General features: G+C 36.4%; 18 protein-coding genes. 11 read left to right on the top strand and 7 right to left on the bottom strand.

The features are described from left to right. Positions 1-11 precede the first annotated feature (11 nt). Genes ACKTTZ_RS20125 through ACKTTZ_RS20110 form a run of 4 tightly spaced genes read right to left on the bottom strand, consistent with a single transcriptional unit; the run spans position 12 to position 2,469 of the window. Positions 12-371, bottom strand: a complete 360-nt coding sequence (locus ACKTTZ_RS20125; RefSeq protein ID WP_407846442.1) for a four helix bundle protein — start codon at positions 369-371, stop codon at positions 12-14. A 35-nt stretch (positions 372-406) separates the two neighbouring features. Then, positions 407-1,129, bottom strand: a complete 723-nt coding sequence (purC, locus tag ACKTTZ_RS20120; protein WP_034698289.1) for a phosphoribosylaminoimidazolesuccinocarboxamide synthase — start codon at positions 1,127-1,129, stop codon at positions 407-409. 36 nt (positions 1,130-1,165) lie between these two features. Beyond that, positions 1,166-1,861, bottom strand: coding sequence for a DUF3307 domain-containing protein (locus ACKTTZ_RS20115; protein ID WP_407846441.1), 696 nt, complete (start codon positions 1,859-1,861; stop codon positions 1,166-1,168). A 2-nt stretch (positions 1,862-1,863) separates the two neighbouring features. Further along, complete coding sequence (locus tag ACKTTZ_RS20110; RefSeq protein WP_034698295.1) at positions 1,864-2,469, bottom strand: SatD family protein; 606 nt, start codon at positions 2,467-2,469, stop codon at positions 1,864-1,866. A 506-nt stretch (positions 2,470-2,975) separates the two neighbouring features. Here ACKTTZ_RS20110 and ACKTTZ_RS20105 point away from each other — a divergent pair. Continuing rightward, positions 2,976-4,598, top strand: a complete 1,623-nt coding sequence (locus ACKTTZ_RS20105; RefSeq protein ID WP_407845762.1) for an IS1182 family transposase — start codon at positions 2,976-2,978, stop codon at positions 4,596-4,598. Positions 4,599-4,682: 84 nt separating this feature from the next. On the opposite strand, the gene ACKTTZ_RS20100 is transcribed toward ACKTTZ_RS20105, so the two are convergent. Next, complete coding sequence (locus ACKTTZ_RS20100) at positions 4,683-6,596, bottom strand: endonuclease (RefSeq protein ID WP_407846440.1); 1,914 nt, start codon at positions 6,594-6,596, stop codon at positions 4,683-4,685. A 191-nt stretch (positions 6,597-6,787) separates the two neighbouring features. On the opposite strand from ACKTTZ_RS20100, the gene ACKTTZ_RS20095 reads away from it, so the two are divergent. From ACKTTZ_RS20095 to ACKTTZ_RS20050, 10 genes are all read left to right on the top strand, one after another. Then, complete coding sequence (locus ACKTTZ_RS20095; RefSeq protein ID WP_407846439.1) at positions 6,788-7,927, top strand: acyl-CoA dehydrogenase family protein; 1,140 nt, start codon at positions 6,788-6,790, stop codon at positions 7,925-7,927. Positions 7,928-7,948: 21 nt separating this feature from the next. Continuing rightward, the gene (locus tag ACKTTZ_RS20090) at positions 7,949-8,446 is read left to right on the top strand and encodes a DinB family protein (RefSeq protein ID WP_034698304.1); all 498 of its coding nucleotides are present in this window, start codon (positions 7,949-7,951) and stop codon (positions 8,444-8,446) included. Positions 8,447-8,819: 373 nt separating this feature from the next. Further along, entirely contained in the window at positions 8,820-11,750 is a 2,931-nt protein-coding gene (locus ACKTTZ_RS20085; protein WP_407846438.1) for a reprolysin-like metallopeptidase, read from the top strand. Between the two features lie 477 nt (positions 11,751-12,227). Further along, entirely contained in the window at positions 12,228-12,941 is a 714-nt protein-coding gene (locus ACKTTZ_RS20080) for a glycohydrolase toxin TNT-related protein (protein ID WP_034694501.1), read from the top strand. 10 nt (positions 12,942-12,951) lie between these two features. Beyond that, on the top strand, positions 12,952-13,362 hold the full coding sequence (locus ACKTTZ_RS20075) for a hypothetical protein (protein WP_253316626.1): 411 nt from the start codon (positions 12,952-12,954) through the stop codon (positions 13,360-13,362). 115 nt (positions 13,363-13,477) lie between these two features. After that, on the top strand, positions 13,478-14,209 hold the full coding sequence (locus tag ACKTTZ_RS20070; RefSeq protein ID WP_407846437.1) for a hypothetical protein: 732 nt from the start codon (positions 13,478-13,480) through the stop codon (positions 14,207-14,209). A gap of 104 nt (positions 14,210-14,313) precedes the next feature. Then, positions 14,314-14,781: a nucleoside triphosphate pyrophosphohydrolase family protein gene (locus ACKTTZ_RS20065; protein ID WP_034694493.1), complete on the top strand. Its 468-nt coding sequence runs from the start codon at positions 14,314-14,316 to the stop codon at positions 14,779-14,781. Between the two features lie 3 nt (positions 14,782-14,784). Beyond that, positions 14,785-15,348, top strand: a complete 564-nt coding sequence (locus tag ACKTTZ_RS20060; RefSeq protein WP_034694490.1) for a thioredoxin family protein — start codon at positions 14,785-14,787, stop codon at positions 15,346-15,348. A gap of 3 nt (positions 15,349-15,351) precedes the next feature. Further along, on the top strand, positions 15,352-15,957 hold the full coding sequence (locus ACKTTZ_RS20055; RefSeq protein WP_034694487.1) for a DUF4230 domain-containing protein: 606 nt from the start codon (positions 15,352-15,354) through the stop codon (positions 15,955-15,957). 71 nt (positions 15,958-16,028) lie between these two features. After that, positions 16,029-16,214, top strand: coding sequence for a hypothetical protein (locus ACKTTZ_RS20050; RefSeq protein ID WP_034694484.1), 186 nt, complete (start codon positions 16,029-16,031; stop codon positions 16,212-16,214). Between the two features lie 97 nt (positions 16,215-16,311). On the opposite strand, the gene leuB is transcribed toward ACKTTZ_RS20050, so the two are convergent. Further along, entirely contained in the window at positions 16,312-17,436 is a 1,125-nt protein-coding gene (gene leuB, locus ACKTTZ_RS20045) for a 3-isopropylmalate dehydrogenase (RefSeq protein WP_407846436.1), read from the bottom strand. Then, positions 17,417-18,025 carry a 3-isopropylmalate dehydratase small subunit gene (gene leuD / locus ACKTTZ_RS20040; RefSeq protein WP_034694479.1) on the bottom strand — a complete coding sequence of 203 codons (609 nt, stop codon included), beginning with the start codon at positions 18,023-18,025 and terminating at the stop codon, positions 17,417-17,419. The genes leuB and leuD overlap by 20 nt, the downstream gene beginning before the upstream one ends. Positions 18,026-18,089: the final 64 nt, after the last annotated feature.

Here is an 18,089-nt window from a genome sequence, read left to right as displayed (position 1 = left end):
GTTAACTTCAATTATAATTTTAAACTTGCCTTTAATGAATAAATCATTTTTTGAATTTCAGCTAAAAGTTCCTTTAAAGGAGCTATTTTCATTTCAGATATAAAATTTAAATCAATCAGTAACTGAAGTTGAGTTTGTAGCTCATAAGTAGAACCAAACGCAATTCCAAGGAACTGATAAAATTCATTTTTATTATTTCTTCCGGCTCCCTCAGCAATATTAGATGGTATCGAAACTGCACATCTTCTGATTTGAGATTGTAGTCCGAATTTTTCCTCCGTGGGTAATTCAGCAGAAATCAAATAAACTTCTTTCACCAAAGCCATTGATTTTGTCCAAACCTTCAAATCTTCTATCCGGTGTGATTTCATCCTAATTTCTAATATCTAACTTCTAATTTCTGAAATTATTTTGCAAGTAAGTTCTTCAATCGGTTATAGATTTCAACATAAGCCTCAGTAACTTCTCCTAAGTCTCTTCTGAATCTGTCTTTGTCTAATTTCTTCATGGTATCTTTATCCCAAAGTCTGCAAGTATCAGGAGAGATTTCGTCTGCTAAGATGATTTCACCGTCTGAAGTTTTACCTAATTCGATTTTGAAATCTACCAGGATGATATTGATTTTGTCAAACAGGTCGATAAGGATATCATTGATATCTGAAGATAACTCATACATCTCGTCAAGCTCTTCATAAGTAGCTGCTCCTAAGAAAACGGCATGGTGATCATTGATAAGCGGATCTCCCAATTCATCTTTTTTATAGCAGATATCGAAGATCGTTACCGGAGATTTAATTCCTTCTTCCACTCCTAATCTTTGTGCCATACTTCCTGCAGAGTAGTTTCTTACTACCATTTCCAAAGGAATGATAGAAACTTTTCTTACCAGCTGCTCTCTTTCGTCTAATTTTTGGATGAAATGAGTTTTGATCCCTTTTTCATTTAAATATTCAAAAATAAGAGTGGTGATCGCATTGTTCATTTCCCCTTTAAGGTCTACCTGACCTCTTTTTTGAGCATTAAATGCTGTAGCATCGTCTTTGAAACGTACTACTACTTCATCAGGATTATCGGTTGCAAATACTTGTTTTGCTTTCCCCTCGTACAACATTTCTTTCTTTTGACTCATAATTTTACTTTCTAAATTGTAGTTAGATTTATTGATTTATTTTATTATTATTCCTGTTAAGACAGCCAGTCCAAAACTCAACAGTGTACCAATTAATACATATTCTGTAAGCTTTCTCTGTTTTGCCTGTGCAAGGTCGCTGAATCTGAAAACAGATTTGGCAGCCACCATGAAACCTACGCCTTCCCAGTGATTCACCATGATAAAAGTGAAGACCAGCAGACGTTCTAAAATTCCGATATATTTTCCGGCACTTGATAAAGATTCGGTTTGAATAGTGTTGGGGCCATCCGGAGCAGGCGTCCATGATGACAATAAGATTTTGATAAAAATAGAAGCTGGTGTTGTTAAAAACAGGGCAGCCATCATTACCTTTAAAAATTCCTGATTCTGTAAAAACTCAAAGCTGAATTCCTGGAAATATAAAGAAACTCCACCAATCACCAGAACATGCAGCAACTGATCTATGAAAAACCATCTTTTCTTAGTCTTTACATTCTGAAAACTAAGCTTGGCTGCATCAATAATAAAGTGAGTAATTCCCACCAGAACAGCCACCCACCAAAGCTGAAGATCCCAAAGAAAAACAAGACTTAAAATGGTGTGAATCAGAACATGAATGTATAAAAACTTACTTTTTAGTTTATAGTTTTCCTTATCTGCAACCCATGAATTTGGCTGAAGTATAAAATCTCCGAGTAGATGTGCCAATATGAGTTTGATAAAGATCATGCCTATAGTTCTGAGATTTTCTTTCTGAAATACTGATTGGTTTCCACGATGAGCTCATAGTTGGCTCGTTTCAGTCTCTGGCTTACCGAAGACTGTGAAATAGCAAATCTCTTAGCAAGATCTTCCTGTGTGATATCCTGATTCATGATCATTTCATGAATAATCTCTGCCGTAGCCATTGTCCAGTTATCAAAATCCTTGGACGACCATTTCAACAGGATATTAAGATCTCTGTCCACCGGATCACTGGAGGTTTTAATAGCAACCGTATGACCGTCGCTTTTAAGATCATTAAGCAGTCTTCCTGAATTCACATAAGCTGTACCGTTAGATTCAGTGATTTTCTCAGAAGAGAAACTTTCCTCACCAATACCTATGGCCATTCTTACATCCAGATTTTCGACACTTTTAATAAGAGATTTTATGGCTAGAAAACGCCAGAAAACGTCATCAATTTTGCACTTGAACTGAAACTCATCTCCTCTGTAGATTTCCCATGTGTGAGGAGCGCTTCCCCATTTTTCGAGAAGATGTTTAAGTCTGGTAATCCAAACTTCAGTGTCCGCATGCTGTGAATTTATAATATCACCGGTAATGACCGCTATCATACTGCAAATATAAGCATAATTACTTATATATAAAAAATATAAGCAGAAACACTTATAGATATTCATTATTAGCGAATCAGCTTATATCAATGATGCAGTAAACATAAGGCTTTTAAGACTTTATATAAAGCTACAAAATTACAGAAATGCAAAAAAAATGTTCGATCTTTTGTTATGTTGCCTACTTTAACTCTACTTTTTTATACTTTTTTTGATAGTAAGAAGCTATTCCTGCTATCCGCTCATACTCCTCGCTCCTTCCTGTTCCAGCTCCTTAACCCTCCAACTCTCCCACTTACGCTCCGGGGTAACCGCTGCTATCAGGGCTAAACAGTCATTGCAAACAAAGCGAAGCAATCTCCTGAATTATTTCTATACCATATAAAAATAACGAGGCTGTCTAAAAAGTCCAAAAAAATATCCCCGTTACTTAAAAAGTTTCGGGGATTTTTTTGTTGTTTGTCCTTTAAGATTTATCTTTAAGGTGCACCCAAACAAACATTGATATGAAAGTACGGTTTAAATCTTTACCCACCAATACTCCCAGCTTATTTCCTGAAGATATTTTTGATAAGATAGGTGCTAATGATCCGGTACGTCTTATCAATGAATTAGTGGATAACTTGAATATCGATCATATTATAAGTGAATATAAAGGCGGTGGAACGACAAGTTTTCACCCCCGGATGATGATCAAAGTTTTATTCTATGCCTATTTCAACAATATTTATTCATGCCGTAAAATAGAAAAGGCACTTGGAGAAAATATTCATTTCATGTGGCTTTCCGGCAACAGTAAGCCTGATTACAGAACCATCAATTACTTTAGGAGCAAACGGCTTAAAAACCATATTCACCGTCTTTTTGCAGATGTTACCGTTGTTTTGCAGAATTTAGGTTACGTAAGTTTAAATGTTCAATATATAGATGGTACAAAAATAGAATCATCTGCCAACCGATACAGCTTTGTATGGAAAAAATCTGTAGAAAAGAATAAATTAAAACTGGAAGCTCAAATTCATTCCGTACTTGAAGATATTGAATCCCAAATCAAAGAAGAGCGTTATGAATCCCATGAAAAGACCCTTCCAAAATCTATTGACAGCAGAGAGCTTCAGGATAAAATAGCAGAACTTAATCACTCTGTGGCACAGGACAATAAAACCGGTAAGAAGCTCATTAAAAAGCTTCAGCATCAGGACCTGCCCAGATTACAGAAGTATGAAGATCAATTAAAAATACTCTCAGGCCGCAACAGTTATAGTAAGACAGATCCCGACGCCTGCTTCATGCGGCTCAAAGACGACCATATGAAAAATGGGCAGCTTAAGCCAGCCTATAATGCACAGATCAGTACTGAAAACCAGTTTATCACCCATTACAGCATTCATCAGACTCCTGGAGATACCACTACATTGAAGGATCATCTTAACAGCTTTGAAAATCAGTATCACAAACAAAGTAAAGAGGTAGTAGCAGATGCCGGATATGGAAGTGAAGAGAATTACGAAATGATGGCAGAAAAAGCTATAGAGGGCTATGTAAAATATAATAATTTTCATAAAGAACAGAAGCGCAGTGAGAAGAACAATGCGTTTGCTGTACAGAACTTATATTATAATGAGGAAAATAACTTCTATGTATGTCCCTGCGGACAGCAAATGAACTTTATCGGTAAAGGCAAAAGAATCAGCAGTAACGGATATGAATCTCAGGTACATTATTATCAGGCTTTCAGATGTCAGGGTTGTCCTCTTAGAGAAAGCTGCCATCAAAGCCAGGATAATCGATTAATCGAAGTGAATTATAATCTGAACCATCACAGAATGAAAGCCAGACAAAGGCTGATATCTGAAAAAGGGCATTACCACAGAAGTAAACGGCCTATAGAAGTAGAAGCTGTATTCGGGCAATTAAAAAGCAATAATAAATTTTCAAGATTTACTCTAAAAGGACTTGAAAAAGTAAATATTGAATTTGGATTAATGGCATTGGCACATAATCTTAGAAAATTAGTGAAAAACAGAAAACTTAACCGTAAAAATTGGCTAAATACACTTAAATGCAAACAACATATGCATCTTTTCCATAAGTATATGAAAATCCAAAAGTATAAAATTGCTGCATAACTATACGCAGTCTCAAAACAAAAAAAAAGAGGCTGACCTTTTTGGACAGCCTCTTTGGCTGATAGTATTTAAATCTGATTTTATTTACTTTTTAATAAACTGATGCGCTTTCTCATCAAGCTTTAAGAAATATATTCCTGCAGGAATTCCCATCACCGGAATACTTTTCTTATATCTGAAAGGATCCTTCTCCGCATAAATTACTTTCCCGGAAAGATCTATAATCTGAGCTGTTTTTACATTGGTAACTTCTCCGTTCACATATAGATTATCGTAAACAGGATTCGGATAGATGGTAAACTCATTATTAACAGTAATCAATTCCGCTGTAGACAAAGCACCACCCAGATCCTGACAGTAATTGGACGGGTAAGAATCCCATTCACTGATAGTAAATGTATCGTTAGGCTGATTGATCGTATTCTTTCTATATAAAGATACATTCCCATTGTTGTTCGTTGTATATTTTACTCCGATAGCATCTACTGTCACCGTTTTATTATAAGCTAACTCAACATAGTTTCCACCTGCAAACATCATAGGATCAGAAGCTGTTACAAATCTTGCCTGGCCAGCGGTATAACATGACAGAGTACCTTTTGGATTCAGAATAACAAAAGTTTCGTTATTCCCTACTTTACCTTCCAGTTCATAAGTATCTCCACTGTAAATAGCTCCTGAAGAATTATTTTTAAACTGAATATTAATCCTGTAATTATTTAAATTAACTTCATGTCCCGTTTTATTAACGATTTCCAGAGCATTATTCTTAATAAATTCAGTATTCGTTCCCGATATATATTTTGTAATCATAAGATCCTGAGCATATGAATCCGAAGCAATCGTTGAAGCTGTCAATGTATTGCTGAATGGAGATTCCAGATATGCTTTATCAAAAGCTTTCACTGTAAAGGTATAAGTAGTTGAAGGATTCAGATGATCTATACTTATGGAAGTCCCTTTTGTAACAGCAACAGGCGTCGTTGATCCATTCATATAAACCCTGTACCCTAAAACATCAGTATCCGGAGAAGCTGTCCAGTTCAGATTGACAAAATAAGCATTCTGCTGGGTTGAGACCAGTGATCCCGGAGCTGCAGGAGCTATATTATCAGGCGTTTCGGACCAGATCATATCAATCCACTCGGGATGATCTATAAATGGATTTCTGTTTTTCTGTATCGTATAGATGGTATTGTTCCGGTCAATTTCTCTTTGGGAAACAGGATCTGCGGCACTCCATTGTTTCAGCATAGCAATATAGGCAAGATCAACCGCTCTTTCTTCCGTTCCATCCAATGGACATTGATCGGTAACCGGAGTAAGATTAGCAGAAGTAGTATAAGCCGTATTGAATGAGCCCAATTTTCCTTCATATCGAACTGCAAAATACAACAAGCTCCTGGCAATATCCCCTTTGAATTCATTAATAGGTTCATACACTCTTCCCGTATAAGGGTAGTTTGGAATGGCTGCATTGGATATTCTCGAAGTATTGGAAAAAATATGATGGTTGGTATTATTTCCTATCCCATAAGGATAATTGCTTCTTCGCTGATTGATATAGCCATCCACAGGAATAATAAAGTTCAGATCCGAATACATAGGATAATCACTGATGGACGAGCTTGTACTGAACGTACTTTGTGGCATCATATGCTCTCGGTTGTATCCCTGACCTTCCGCACCAACTCCCGCCACCATCTGGTCTACAGTATATTCATAGGAATCAGGCCCAGAAGGAATTTCAGAATAGATATCTAGTAAATATTGAGTATTGGAAGCATCATGATCATAATATTTATCCAGATCAGTCTGTCCATATAATACCTTAAGATCGTCATAATGCCAGTTGACCATCTTTTCGGAAATAATATCGTGAAGTTTTGATTTCAGAGCATACCCTGTCAATCCTGCTGTTCCATCGTAATATCCGGCAGGAGCCTGCGCAGAAATATAAGAGGAAATTAAAATGATAGGAAGTAGAATTTTTTTCATACTTTAAAAATTGGGGAACTAAAATAGTGAAATAAAAAACGGAAAAGACTGAATATTTTATTAAGAAAGTATTAATTCTCAAAATATAAAAATTTGAAAATTAAAGGGATTACCCTTTAGATATTACGATTGAAATAATTTATTTTAGCATTCCATCAATTTGGTTATCTTTGGGAACTAACTATTATTATATGAATACAGAGACTATTGACAACATCAAAATGATAGCGGAAACCGCTAGAGAATTCGCAGAAAAGAACATCAGACCGAATATTATGGAATGGGATGAAAGCCAAACGTTTCCAAAAGACTTATTCCACCAATTGGGTGAGATGGGTTTTATGGGAATTGTAGTTCCTGAACAATATGGAGGTTCTGGCTTAGGGTATCATGAGTATGTTACTATTCTGGACGAAATTTCTCAGGTTGACCCATCTATTGGTCTTTCTGTAGCAGCACACAACTCACTTTGCACCAATCATATTTATGAATTTGGAAATGAAGAACAAAGACACAAATGGCTTCCTCAGCTGGCTTCCGGAAAAGTAATCGGAGCTTGGGGACTTACAGAGCACAACACAGGTTCTGATTCAGGAGGTATGTCTACTACAGCTGTAAAAGATGGTGATGAATGGATCATCAACGGAGCTAAAAATTTCATTACTCACGCTATTTCAGGAGATATTTCCGTAGTAATGACAAGAACAGGAGAAATAGGGGCTAAAAATAACTCTACAGCTTTTGTTTTAGAAAAAGGAATGCCTGGTTTTACTTCTGGAAAAAAAGAAAATAAACTGGGAATGCGTGCTTCTGAAACAGCAGAATTAATTTTTGATAACGTACGTGTACCGGATTCTCACCGTTTAGGAGAGGTAGGCGAAGGTTTCAAACAAGCTATGAAAGTTTTGGACGGTGGTAGAATCTCTATTGCTGCATTAAGTTTAGGTACTGCAAGAGGAGCTTACAAAGCTGCTTTGAAGTATGCAAAAGAAAGACATCAGTTCGGAAAACCTATTGCAGATTTCCAGGCAATCAACTTCATGTTGGCAGATATGGCTACAGAAATTGATGCTGCTGAACTTCTTATCCAAAGAGCTTCTACGCTTAAAAATGCAAAACAAAAAATGACAAAAGAAGGAGCTATGGCTAAACTATACGCTTCTGAAGCTTGTGTAAGAATCTCAAACAATGCGGTTCAGATCTTCGGAGGATACGGATATACAAAGGACTTCCCTGCTGAAAAGTTCTATAGAGACTCTAAGCTTTGTACGATTGGAGAAGGAACTTCTGAGATCCAGAGACTGGTAATCGGAAGAGATATCACGAAATAACATTTTAAAATCCCAATACAAATGATTAAACAGGCACTTTTAGGTGAATTTCTGCATGAAGCTGAAAACACCAGAAAAATTTTACAGGCAATACCCGACAGCGCACTGGATTGGAAACCGTCCGAAAAAAACTGGACAACCGGTCAGCTCGCCTCTCACATTGCTGAAGTATACAATTGGTACGAATCCACTTTCAATAAGGATGTTTTTGATATGGGTACGTACAAGTATGACAAAGGAGATATTTCCAAAGCGGAGAATATCCTTGCAAAATTTGAAGAAAATGTTGCCAACGCACAGAAAGTTCTTGAAAACTCGGATGAAAACACTTATTTCAATGAGTGGAAAATGGAAATGGACGGAAATGTACTTTTCCCTCCTATGCCAAAAGTTCAGGTGGTAAGAGCATTTCTTTATAATCATTTGTACCATCACAGAGGTGAGTTGGTGGTTTACCTAAGATCAACCGGAAATAAAGTTCCCGGACTTTATGGTCCTACTGCTGATGATAAAATGTAATTAAAGATTGCATACATTCAATATAGTAAGCTGTTTCATTTTGAAACAGCTTTTTTTATTAACAGAATGAGTGGAGCAGTAATATTTAGCAAAATTTATTTCACTAATATTATTCATACATAATTACATAATCAATAAATCACATTGCCTCTTTTTGATAAATTAATAAATAAAATACTTATTTTTTATTTTTTTTAAATTAAAATTCATTTCATCACTTTCACTTTTCTTTTATTAATAAGCTTTTTCAATTATATTCAATGCATCGCATAATACATTAAGGCCAGAGTCCAAAATTCCCTTAAAAAATTTTGTTTTTCGTAACATATTTTTTATTAGATTTGGAATTCCACAATCAAATTTAATATTTAATATGAAAAAACAATTAACGCTGATTGGAATGCTCCTTATTTCGGGTATTTCTTTCGCACAGACTGACCGTCTTTGGTCTGAAGGTTCAAAAAGAACTTCATCAGAGATCTTTGAAAACAAAACCAGCATCAGCAATCCTAAGGTATACAACCTGGATATCAACGGATTGAAAAACATTCTGGCAAAAGCTCCCAAAAGACTGGCTGCAGGCGAAAAATCAGAACTCATCATCTCTTTTCCGAATTCTGAAGGCAGAATGGAAAATTTTAAAGTGAGGGAGAATTCCAATTTTGCCCCTGAGTTGGCAGCAAAATATCCGGATATCAAATCCTATGTAGGACAAGGTCTGGATGATCCTAATTCCACAGTCTATTTCAGTGTTTCTCCACTAGGACTGTCATCCATGGAAATTTATGGTGATAAATCGGCTGTTTTCATTGAGCCTTACACCAAAGATCTTTCTTCGTATGTAGTGTACAGAAAATCTGACAAAAAAGATGATCTTAACAAATTTGAATGTACCGTAGTAGATGCTGCACAGAAAGGAGTTTCCAATTCCGCTCTTGCAGCAAGACCTAACGCTGATGATGCTAAACTGAGAACATTCAGACTGGCATTATCCTGCACAGGAGAATACACTACTTATTTCGGAGGTACAAAAGCTCAGGCTTTAGCAGCAATGAATACCACAATGACCCGTGTAAACGGTGTTTTTGAAAAAGATTTCGCTGCAAGAATGGTTCTGATCGCTAACAACGACGCGGTTATTTACACCAATGCTTCTACAGACCCTTATTCTGCAGCTTCAGGAATGAGCAGCTGGAATTCTCAGCTACAAAGCACTTTAACCTCTGTAATTGGTGAAGCCAACTATGACATCGGACACTTGTTCGGAGCTTCAGGAGGTGGAGGAAATGCAGGATGTATCGGCTGTATCTGTACAAACGGATCTAAAGGAAGTGGTTATACTTCTCCGGCAGATGCCATTCCTTCAGGAGATAATTTCGATATCGACTATGTAGCTCATGAAATGGGACATCAGTTCGGTGGAAACCACACTTTTTCTCATGGAAATGAAGGTACAGGTGTAAACGTGGAACCAGGATCAGGATCGACCATCATGGGATATGCAGGAATCACCAGCCAGGATATCCAACCGCATTCTGATGCATTTTTCCATGCGGTAAGTATTCAGCAGATTACCAATAATATTAAAGCTAAAACCTGCTCCGTTAATACCAATACAGGAAATTCCATTCCTACAGCTAGTGCAGGTTCAGATTACACCATTCCAAAAGGAACACCATTCGTACTGACAGGTACAGGAACGGATGCTGACGGTGATTCTTTAACCTACATCTGGGAACAAATGGACAGTGCTTCTTCTTCTCAGACGGGAGCAAGCTCTGCAGCAAGCGCTACAAAAGCTTCTGGACCTAATTTCAGATCATGGACTCCTACCACTGCACCTGTAAGATATTTCCCAAGAATGGCTTCGGTTTTAACGGGGGCAACTACTACAGCTGGTTCTGAAATCACAGTAGAAGCTCTTTCTTCAGTAGCCAGAACATTAAATTTCAGATTTACCGTTCGTGATAACAAAGCCGGAGGTTCCGGAAATAATTCTGACGATGCAGTAATCACCGTGAATTCAACAGCAGGACCATTCCTGGTAACTTCACAAAACTCCGCAACAACTTATGCCGGAGGAAGTTCTCAAACCATTACATGGGATGTAGCAGGAACTACTGCAAATAATGTGAATACAGCCAATGTAGATATTCTTTGGTCTACAGACAGCGGAAATACATGGACAACTCTATTGGCAGCAACTCCTAATGATGGTTCACAAGCGGTAACGATTCCTAATGCTACGACAACAACGGGAAGAATTATGGTAAAGGGATCAAACCACATTTTCTTTGATGTCAACAATGCCAACATCTCTGTTAATGCAGGATCAGGAACTCCTGACACGGTTGCTCCTACAGCTCCTACCCTTGCTGCTTCAGGAACTACAGCTACAACCACTAACCTTTCATGGTCTGGAGCTACAGATAATGTTGGAGTTACCGGATATGACGTATATCAGGGTGCTTCATTAATTGGTTCTACAGCGTCTACTACATATACTGTAACAGGACTTTCACCAGCAACTACGTATTCTTTCTCTGTGAAAGCAAAAGATGCAGCTGGAAATGCTTCTGTATCCAGTAATACAGTAAGTGTGACAACTCTTTCTGGAGGAACTGTTACTTATTGTTCTTCTTCGGCCTCAAATACAGCAGATGAAAGAATCGGAAATGTAACCTTCGGATCTATTAATAATACGTCTACAGGAACTGCAGGATATGAAAACTTCACTTCAGTTTCTACCAATGTTACAAGAGGAAGTGCTTACACCATTTCCATTACTCCGGTTTGGACTTCTACAAAATACAGCGAAGCTTATGCAGTTTATATTGATTACAACGGAGACGGAGACTTTACAGACAGCGGAGAACTGGCATGGACAAAAGCAGGGTCTACAACAAGTCCGGTTACAGGATCTATTACAATCCCGGCTACTGCTACTGTTGGATCTACAAGAATGAGAGTAATGATGAAGTATAGTTCAATTCCTACTTCTTCATGTGAAGCCTTCACTTATGGACAGGTAGAAGATTATACGCTTAATATTGTTTCTTCCGGAAAAGGAGATCTTCATAGTACGAAAGATCTGATCACCGATGTGAAGCTTTATCCAAACCCTGCAAGAGATATACTTTATATTTCCAATACAACTTCTGAAGATTACAAAATCTTCGATATGGGTGGAAAACTAATCGACTCAGGAAAACTACAAAGAGGATCCGTGAACGTAAGCAACCTTATCAAAGGTGCTTATATGATTCAGATTGGAGAATCTTCTAAGAGATTTGTTAAAAACTAATCCCTTTACAATTAAACGATGTGAAAAAACTGCTCCTTATGGAGCAGTTTTATTTTTTTCCAATGTAAAATATCATCACAATAAACAATTACAAATGAAATTAATCACATAAAAACATTTTATTTAAACAAAATAACTATAATTTGAGTTTTTTAATTTAAATTTATCGCATAACAATATTTTATTGTGCCGTTTACCCAGATTGTATTTAAGGGAGCTCCAAAGCCGTTTTTGACGTCTCATGCAGCTGCTGCTTCTGACTCTATTTTGGCGTAAATTGATATTTCTACACTTTACTGTCAGAAAAGTGTATTATTAAAACAAATTCCAGTCTCAAAAATTTCTCTTACTGAACAGAAAATCATTACTCATCCTCATTTCAGTAATTCATTTAAGATCTTTGTAAATAATATGATGTTTCAAAAAGGTAATTCCCTCTAATACCTCAATATTTTAAGATAATTTAAAATTTTTTATATGAAACATTTATTTAAGTACATCTTTTTTTTAGCCATCACTTCTTTCTCGGTTGCCTGTAGCTCTGACGATGATGAAGTAATAGACATCAATCCGGATGTGACCACTGTATTCTACAAAAACGCAGATGAATTGGCAGTAACCTATGACCCCAGTAATTCGGTAAGTCAAGCCATAAAAAATCAGGCTTACGACTTGTATAAAAGAGGCAAATGGAGTGAATTGGAATCTCTTTTTAAGGCCAATAATTTAAATGGCGGATGGCCGCCTGCTAACGGAGGCTACAATATTGTTGATGATGTTCCTTTACAGGTTGGACAGAAATTTGACAGATACAGCGGAGCGGTTGGCAACTATACCGGCACGGGAGTTCCTACATTAGGAGGAAGTTTTACAAGTCCTATTATCAATGGTTACACTTATACTTTTACTCAAAGAGCTTTAAACCAACCTGAAGACAAGTACGATTTTTACTATGAAATTGATGTTTTGAATAGCTCTATGCAGTTTAAAACCCAAACCGCAGACATTATTCCATGGTTCAGTCAGGCGGGAAAAGGAAAACAAACCATGTGGAAAATCCCTATCGACATCAACACGGGTTATCAGAAAACATGGAATAAGCTGGCTGAAGAAGGTTATATAAAAGTTACCATTAAGAAAAGTCCCAGCGGAAAATACCCTAACTTAGTAGGCACAGTTATTCAGCCATAAATCAATCCAGATGTATTCAATATCAGAAAAAATAAGCATAACCGAAAAAGTTTTTGTTGAAAAAAGCACCTTCATCAACGATGAAACTCTCCCTTCAGCAATAACCACTTTCACCTGCTGCCATTGCGGAAACAAAAATACTATTGCAATAACACCTTATGAATCAGGATTTCCTATTCTACAACTGTACCATGATGATAAAGTATTATCCAAAGATGAATTGTTAAAGCACAAAATTGCCAATGGAACCTCTCAAAGAATGTTGCATTTCGGAGAATTAACAGTTAATGATTTACCTACTTTATATTTTGGTACCGATTGCACTTCCTGTCATTCAAAATATATAGGCGTTTTCAGCTATGGGGAAAAGCAGCCAGGATTGATGATATTGACCATCTCCGGAATCTGGAAATATGAGTAATTGAAATCCTATCTATATCCTATTAAAAGTCCACAAGTTTCAGATTGTGGACTTTTTTCTTACTTTAGCGAAGAAATTAATAACATTATCAATAACCAGGAAAACACGTTAATTCATGAAAAAGATTACTTTACTTCTTTTCATGCTGTTCTTTGAGTCAGCATATTCACAAAAAACACTTGCCCAATATCCTGATGGCCAGTTTCCTTACCAAGGAGGTTCCCTCCAGTTGTTCTCAGATATGCAGGACTATTTCCTGAAAAGCGGCTCAAAACCATGTGATCAAAATGAGATGTATTTTGTAAGCCTAAAGATTGATGAGAATGGTAAACCTGCTTTAATAAAGAAAAAGAGTGATGACCCTATTATAGAAAAGAACAAATGTGCTTTTACTCTTGCTGTCAAATCTTTAGGGAGCTTAAAAAACTGGCAGCCTGCAGAGCAAAACGGAAAGAAAGTTGCCGCTTATTTCGATTTTCTATTTCAACCCAAGGATTTTTTTGAAAATTACAAACCCGATTATGATATTGAAAAATCATATCAGTCCGCTGCCATGCCCGGTGGAATAAAAGCATTTAGAAAAGAGGTTCTTGAAAGCTTAAGTAATTATTTGGATTGGGAAACTTACAACCCAAAAGGAATATTTCTTATATCCTTTGCAATAGATGAAAATGGAGAGATCACCAATGTGGATATTGAACCCAAAGTAGAAAACAATAAAATTCTTCTTGAGGATGTAAAATTTGCTCTGAAAAAAATAAAAGGAAAGTGGAGTCCTGCAAAAACGAATGGAACACCAGTAAAATCATGGTTTAGAATGTCTATTAACTTTAGTTCGCGGGAGTAAAATAAAAACATTAGACAGCCTGCGCTTTTGGGTCTCATATTTTACTCGTGTACATTTCACATTTTACAAATCCTTTTCTATCTTTGTGGGAAATAAAAAAATTCATGGATAAAATTGATAGTCTGAACCAAGTAGCAGAATTCCATACTACTTTCAAAGCCCCTATTTTAGATACCCCACAAATTCCTTCTCCGGAAAGATGCAATTTGAGAGTAGAACTTTTACAGGAAGAATTAAACGAACTGAAGCAGGCGATTGCTGACAATAATATTGTAGAAATTGCTGATGCATTGTGTGATCTTCAGTATGTTTTGAGTGGTGCGGTACTGGAATTCGGACTTGGCAACAAATTTGTAGAGCTATTCAACGAAGTTCAGCGCTCCAATATGTCGAAGGCATGTGATAATGAAGAACAGGCAAAAGAAACTGTTGAATTTTACAAAGAGAAGGAAGTAGAATCTTTTTATGAAAAGTCTGGAGAAAAATTCAATGTTTACAGACAGGCAGATCATAAAGTATTGAAAAACAAATACTACTCTCCTGCTGATTTAAAATCAATTATCGAAAAATAAAATATGAAAAAATTTATTACCAATATTGTTGCCCTTTCAAGTCTGTTCTTAGCAGCACAACAATTTAGCGCTCAAAAAGTAGTGGTAAACCGTGAAGTTGAAACTACGAAAGATGGCAAAATGCTTTTGGGAAACCAGTTGAAAGAGCAGTTTTTAAAAGCTCCTTATGCAGATTGGTATGTAAAAGAACATGATGAATATGCTCTTGACCAAAAAGCAGTCAGTGAATTAAAAAAAGAGAAAATCGGGACTTATGATATTATTGTTTTCATGGGAACCTGGTGTGAAGACAGCCACAGAGATTTTCCTAGACTGATGAAAATATTGGAAGCCGTAGGTTATCCGGAAAATAAATTGAATATTATTGCTGTTAACCGTAAGAAAGAATCTCCTACCGGAGACGAAAGCCTTTACAATCTTCAGAAAGTTCCTACCATTATCCTGAAAAGATATGGAAAAGAAGTAGGTAGAATTATAGAAATGCCTACCACAGGATATATTGAAAGGGATTTGGTTCAAATTCTTAAAAAGAACGATTCATCTGTCATCAAAGAAATTTTTAAATAGATTTTGAGAAATTATAGAACAATATTATCCTTTGTAGCCGGTGCCGGTGCGATGGTGCTGCTATTTTTTGGTCTGAAATCCTGCCTGAACCTTGGAAATAAAACTGAAAAATCGGATTATTATATCCTGACCAATCAGATTTCCAAGATGAATAAGATGGTGGTTTTGGAGCAGAATACTTCCAGTATGCAGAAAACCAAAATGGGTTATGAAGTTTTTGGAAAAGAAATTTCCAGCAACAGCATTATTACTTACACCAAGACTAATGCGCAGGTTTCTTACGATCTTAACAAAATGAAGATCGAAGTAGATTCCATCAATAAGAAGCTTATTATTACAGAGCTTCCTGATGCTGAGATCAGAATAACTCCAAGTGTTGAAATTCAATCTCTGGATGATTCTTTTATTAACAGGATCTCGGAAAAAGACATTAAAAATGTTACAACTAAAGCCAAAGAAACGGCAGAAAAATCAATCGATCAGAATCAATTAAGAACTGAAGGCCGTAAGCAGTTGATGGAAAATCTGAATAATGTTTTTGTTCTGGCGAAGGCTTTGAATTATGAAATAGAGGATAAAACCGGAAAGATTGGTATTCTGGGACTTTAGGAAAAATATTTCTGTTTGGCAAACCCTTTGAATGATACTATCCATATTGTTGACATTTAAAAATCAAAGTCATGGATAAAAAAGGAAAAACCAATAAGAAAGAATCTGCCAATACCGCAGAAACCCAAAAGCAAAATCAGGATTTCCAGAATATTCCTGCAGCATCCAAAAACACCAATCCACCTGATATTGATAAAGAAGATATTCAGAAGTCTTCTAAAAATAAGACAGGAAAAACGGATAATACAAAGGAATAAAAGAGCTGTTAAGGCTTATTGATCACTAAAAAACGAAAAGTTCCGTCTCATATGAGGCGGAACTTCTCTTTCTAACTATCTAACTGAACTTTTGTTTCTATACAATGGTAGATTTTCCGATCTTGATATTTTCAAAATTATAATAAGACTTTTCGGAATATCTGATATGGTCAGCAATAAAGCTTCCCACTTCACTTGTTGAATAATATTGCTTGGTGTTAAGATCAACTGTAACATACTTATTTTCAATAGCATGTTCTACTGATTGCCTTAGTTTGTCTGCTGCAATCTTTAAATTAAGATGATCCAGCATCATCGCTACGCTTAAAATAGAAGCAATAGGATTAGCAATTCCTTTTCCTTTTGCCTGTGGATAAGACCCATGAATAGGCTCAAATAAAGCATTCTTCTCTCCTACTGAAGCTGATGGCAGCAATCCGATAGAACCTCCGATCACACTTGCTTCATCCGAAATAATATCACCAAACATATTTTCCGTTAGAATAACATCAAAATGCTTAGGATTAAGAATCAGCTGCATGGCTGCATTGTCTACAAACATATAATCAAGCTGTACATCAGGATATTCAGGAGCAATTTCCTGACAAGTTTTTCTCCATAATCTTGAAGTATCCAGAACATTGGCTTTATCAATAAGGGTAAGTTTTTTCTTTCTTTTCTGAGCTTCCTGGAATGCCATATGCGCAATCGGAATAATATCTTCACGACTGTATTTGCAGACATCATAAGCATAAGCTCCTTCCGGATCTGTAAATTTTTCACCGAAATAGATTCCGCTTACCAATTCTCTGAAAATCTGAATATCTGCTCCTTCAATAATTTCTCTTTTCAAAGGACTTTTATCAATCAGAGATGCGTACGTTTTCAAAGGGCGGATATTAGCAAACAGTCCCAATTCTTTACGGAGCTTCAATAATCCCTGCTCCGGTCTTACTTTCGCTTCCGGATCATTATCAAAAACCGGATCACCAATAGCTCCAAAAAGCACAGCATCAGATTCTTTACAGATTTTTAAGGTTTCTTCAGGCAAAGGATTTCCTGTTTTAAAAATAGCTTCTGCACCGATTAATCCATAGTCAAAATGGAATTTACATTGAAATGCTTCAGCAATAGCATCCAATATTTTGATGCTTTCACTGATGATTTCCGGGCCAATCCCATCTCCGGGAAGAACCGCAATTTTAAAATAATTGTCGCTCATTTGCTTTTTGTGTTTTTAATTCAAATTCTGTGATTGTCTGCTTTCTGCTTATTAAAAAATCAATATCGTCATAACCGTTTAGCAGGCATATTTTCTTGTAAGAATCAATTTCAAAGGTTTCTGTGGTATCTTTAAAGCTGATGGACTGTAATTCCACATCAATAGCGATTTCATTATCAGGATTTTCATTGATTCCTTCTAAAATTTCTTTTAAAAATTCTTCCGAAACTTTTACAGGAAGAAGTCCGTTATTCAGAGCGTTTCCTTTGAAGATATCAGCAAAATAACTGGAAATAATTACTTTAAAACCATAATCTGTCAAAGACCAGGCTGCGTGTTCACGGCTGCTTCCACAACCGAAGTTATTTCCTGCCACCAGAATTTCACCTTCGAATTTAGGATTGTTTAAAACGAAGTCCGGATTCGGTTCTCCGGTATGAATATTAAACCTCCAGTCTCTGAACAGATTTTCTCCGAAGCCTTTTCTGTCTATACTTTTCAGGAATCTAGCCGGAATAATCTGGTCTGTATCTATATTTTCTGCCGGCAATGGAACTGCGCGGGATTTTAAAACAACTAATTTTTGCATTTATTCTATATTGTTTAGACTTAGAACCACAAAAGGCACAAAAGTTTTCTTTTTTACTTTTCAA

It is taken from the genome of Chryseobacterium sp. KCF3-3, from assembly GCF_045865955.1.
GTDB lineage: Bacteria > Bacteroidota > Bacteroidia > Flavobacteriales > Weeksellaceae > Chryseobacterium.
Note: the sequence above shows the minus strand (reverse complement) of the source record. Positions and strands in the feature narration are given on the sequence as shown.

What these genes read in the sequence shown, in the direction of transcription:
- ACKTTZ_RS20125 (WP_407846442.1), bottom strand. Translation starts at nt 371, where the DNA reads ATGAAATCACACCGGATAGAAGATTTGAAGGTTTGGACAAAATCAATG.
- purC (WP_034698289.1), bottom strand. Translation starts at nt 1,129, where the DNA reads ATGAGTCAAAAGAAAGAAATGTTGTACGAGGGGAAAGCAAAACAAGTA.
- ACKTTZ_RS20115 (WP_407846441.1), bottom strand. Translation starts at nt 1,861, where the DNA reads ATGATCTTTATCAAACTCATATTGGCACATCTACTCGGAGATTTTATA.
- ACKTTZ_RS20110 (WP_034698295.1), bottom strand. Translation starts at nt 2,469, where the DNA reads ATGATAGCGGTCATTACCGGTGATATTATAAATTCACAGCATGCGGAC.
- ACKTTZ_RS20105 (WP_407845762.1), top strand. Translation starts at nt 2,976, where the DNA reads ATGAAAGTACGGTTTAAATCTTTACCCACCAATACTCCCAGCTTATTT.
- ACKTTZ_RS20100 (WP_407846440.1), bottom strand. Translation starts at nt 6,596, where the DNA reads ATGAAAAAAATTCTACTTCCTATCATTTTAATTTCCTCTTATATTTCT.
- ACKTTZ_RS20095 (WP_407846439.1), top strand. Translation starts at nt 6,788, where the DNA reads ATGAATACAGAGACTATTGACAACATCAAAATGATAGCGGAAACCGCT.
- ACKTTZ_RS20090 (WP_034698304.1), top strand. Translation starts at nt 7,949, where the DNA reads ATGATTAAACAGGCACTTTTAGGTGAATTTCTGCATGAAGCTGAAAAC.
- ACKTTZ_RS20085 (WP_407846438.1), top strand. Translation starts at nt 8,820, where the DNA reads ATGAAAAAACAATTAACGCTGATTGGAATGCTCCTTATTTCGGGTATT.
- ACKTTZ_RS20080 (WP_034694501.1), top strand. Translation starts at nt 12,228, where the DNA reads ATGAAACATTTATTTAAGTACATCTTTTTTTTAGCCATCACTTCTTTC.
- ACKTTZ_RS20075 (WP_253316626.1), top strand. Translation starts at nt 12,952, where the DNA reads ATGTATTCAATATCAGAAAAAATAAGCATAACCGAAAAAGTTTTTGTT.
- ACKTTZ_RS20070 (WP_407846437.1), top strand. Translation starts at nt 13,478, where the DNA reads ATGAAAAAGATTACTTTACTTCTTTTCATGCTGTTCTTTGAGTCAGCA.
- ACKTTZ_RS20065 (WP_034694493.1), top strand. Translation starts at nt 14,314, where the DNA reads ATGGATAAAATTGATAGTCTGAACCAAGTAGCAGAATTCCATACTACT.
- ACKTTZ_RS20060 (WP_034694490.1), top strand. Translation starts at nt 14,785, where the DNA reads ATGAAAAAATTTATTACCAATATTGTTGCCCTTTCAAGTCTGTTCTTA.
- ACKTTZ_RS20050 (WP_034694484.1), top strand. Translation starts at nt 16,029, where the DNA reads ATGGATAAAAAAGGAAAAACCAATAAGAAAGAATCTGCCAATACCGCA.
- leuB (WP_407846436.1), bottom strand. Translation starts at nt 17,436, where the DNA reads ATGAGCGACAATTATTTTAAAATTGCGGTTCTTCCCGGAGATGGGATT.
- leuD (WP_034694479.1), bottom strand. Translation starts at nt 18,025, where the DNA reads ATGCAAAAATTAGTTGTTTTAAAATCCCGCGCAGTTCCATTGCCGGCA.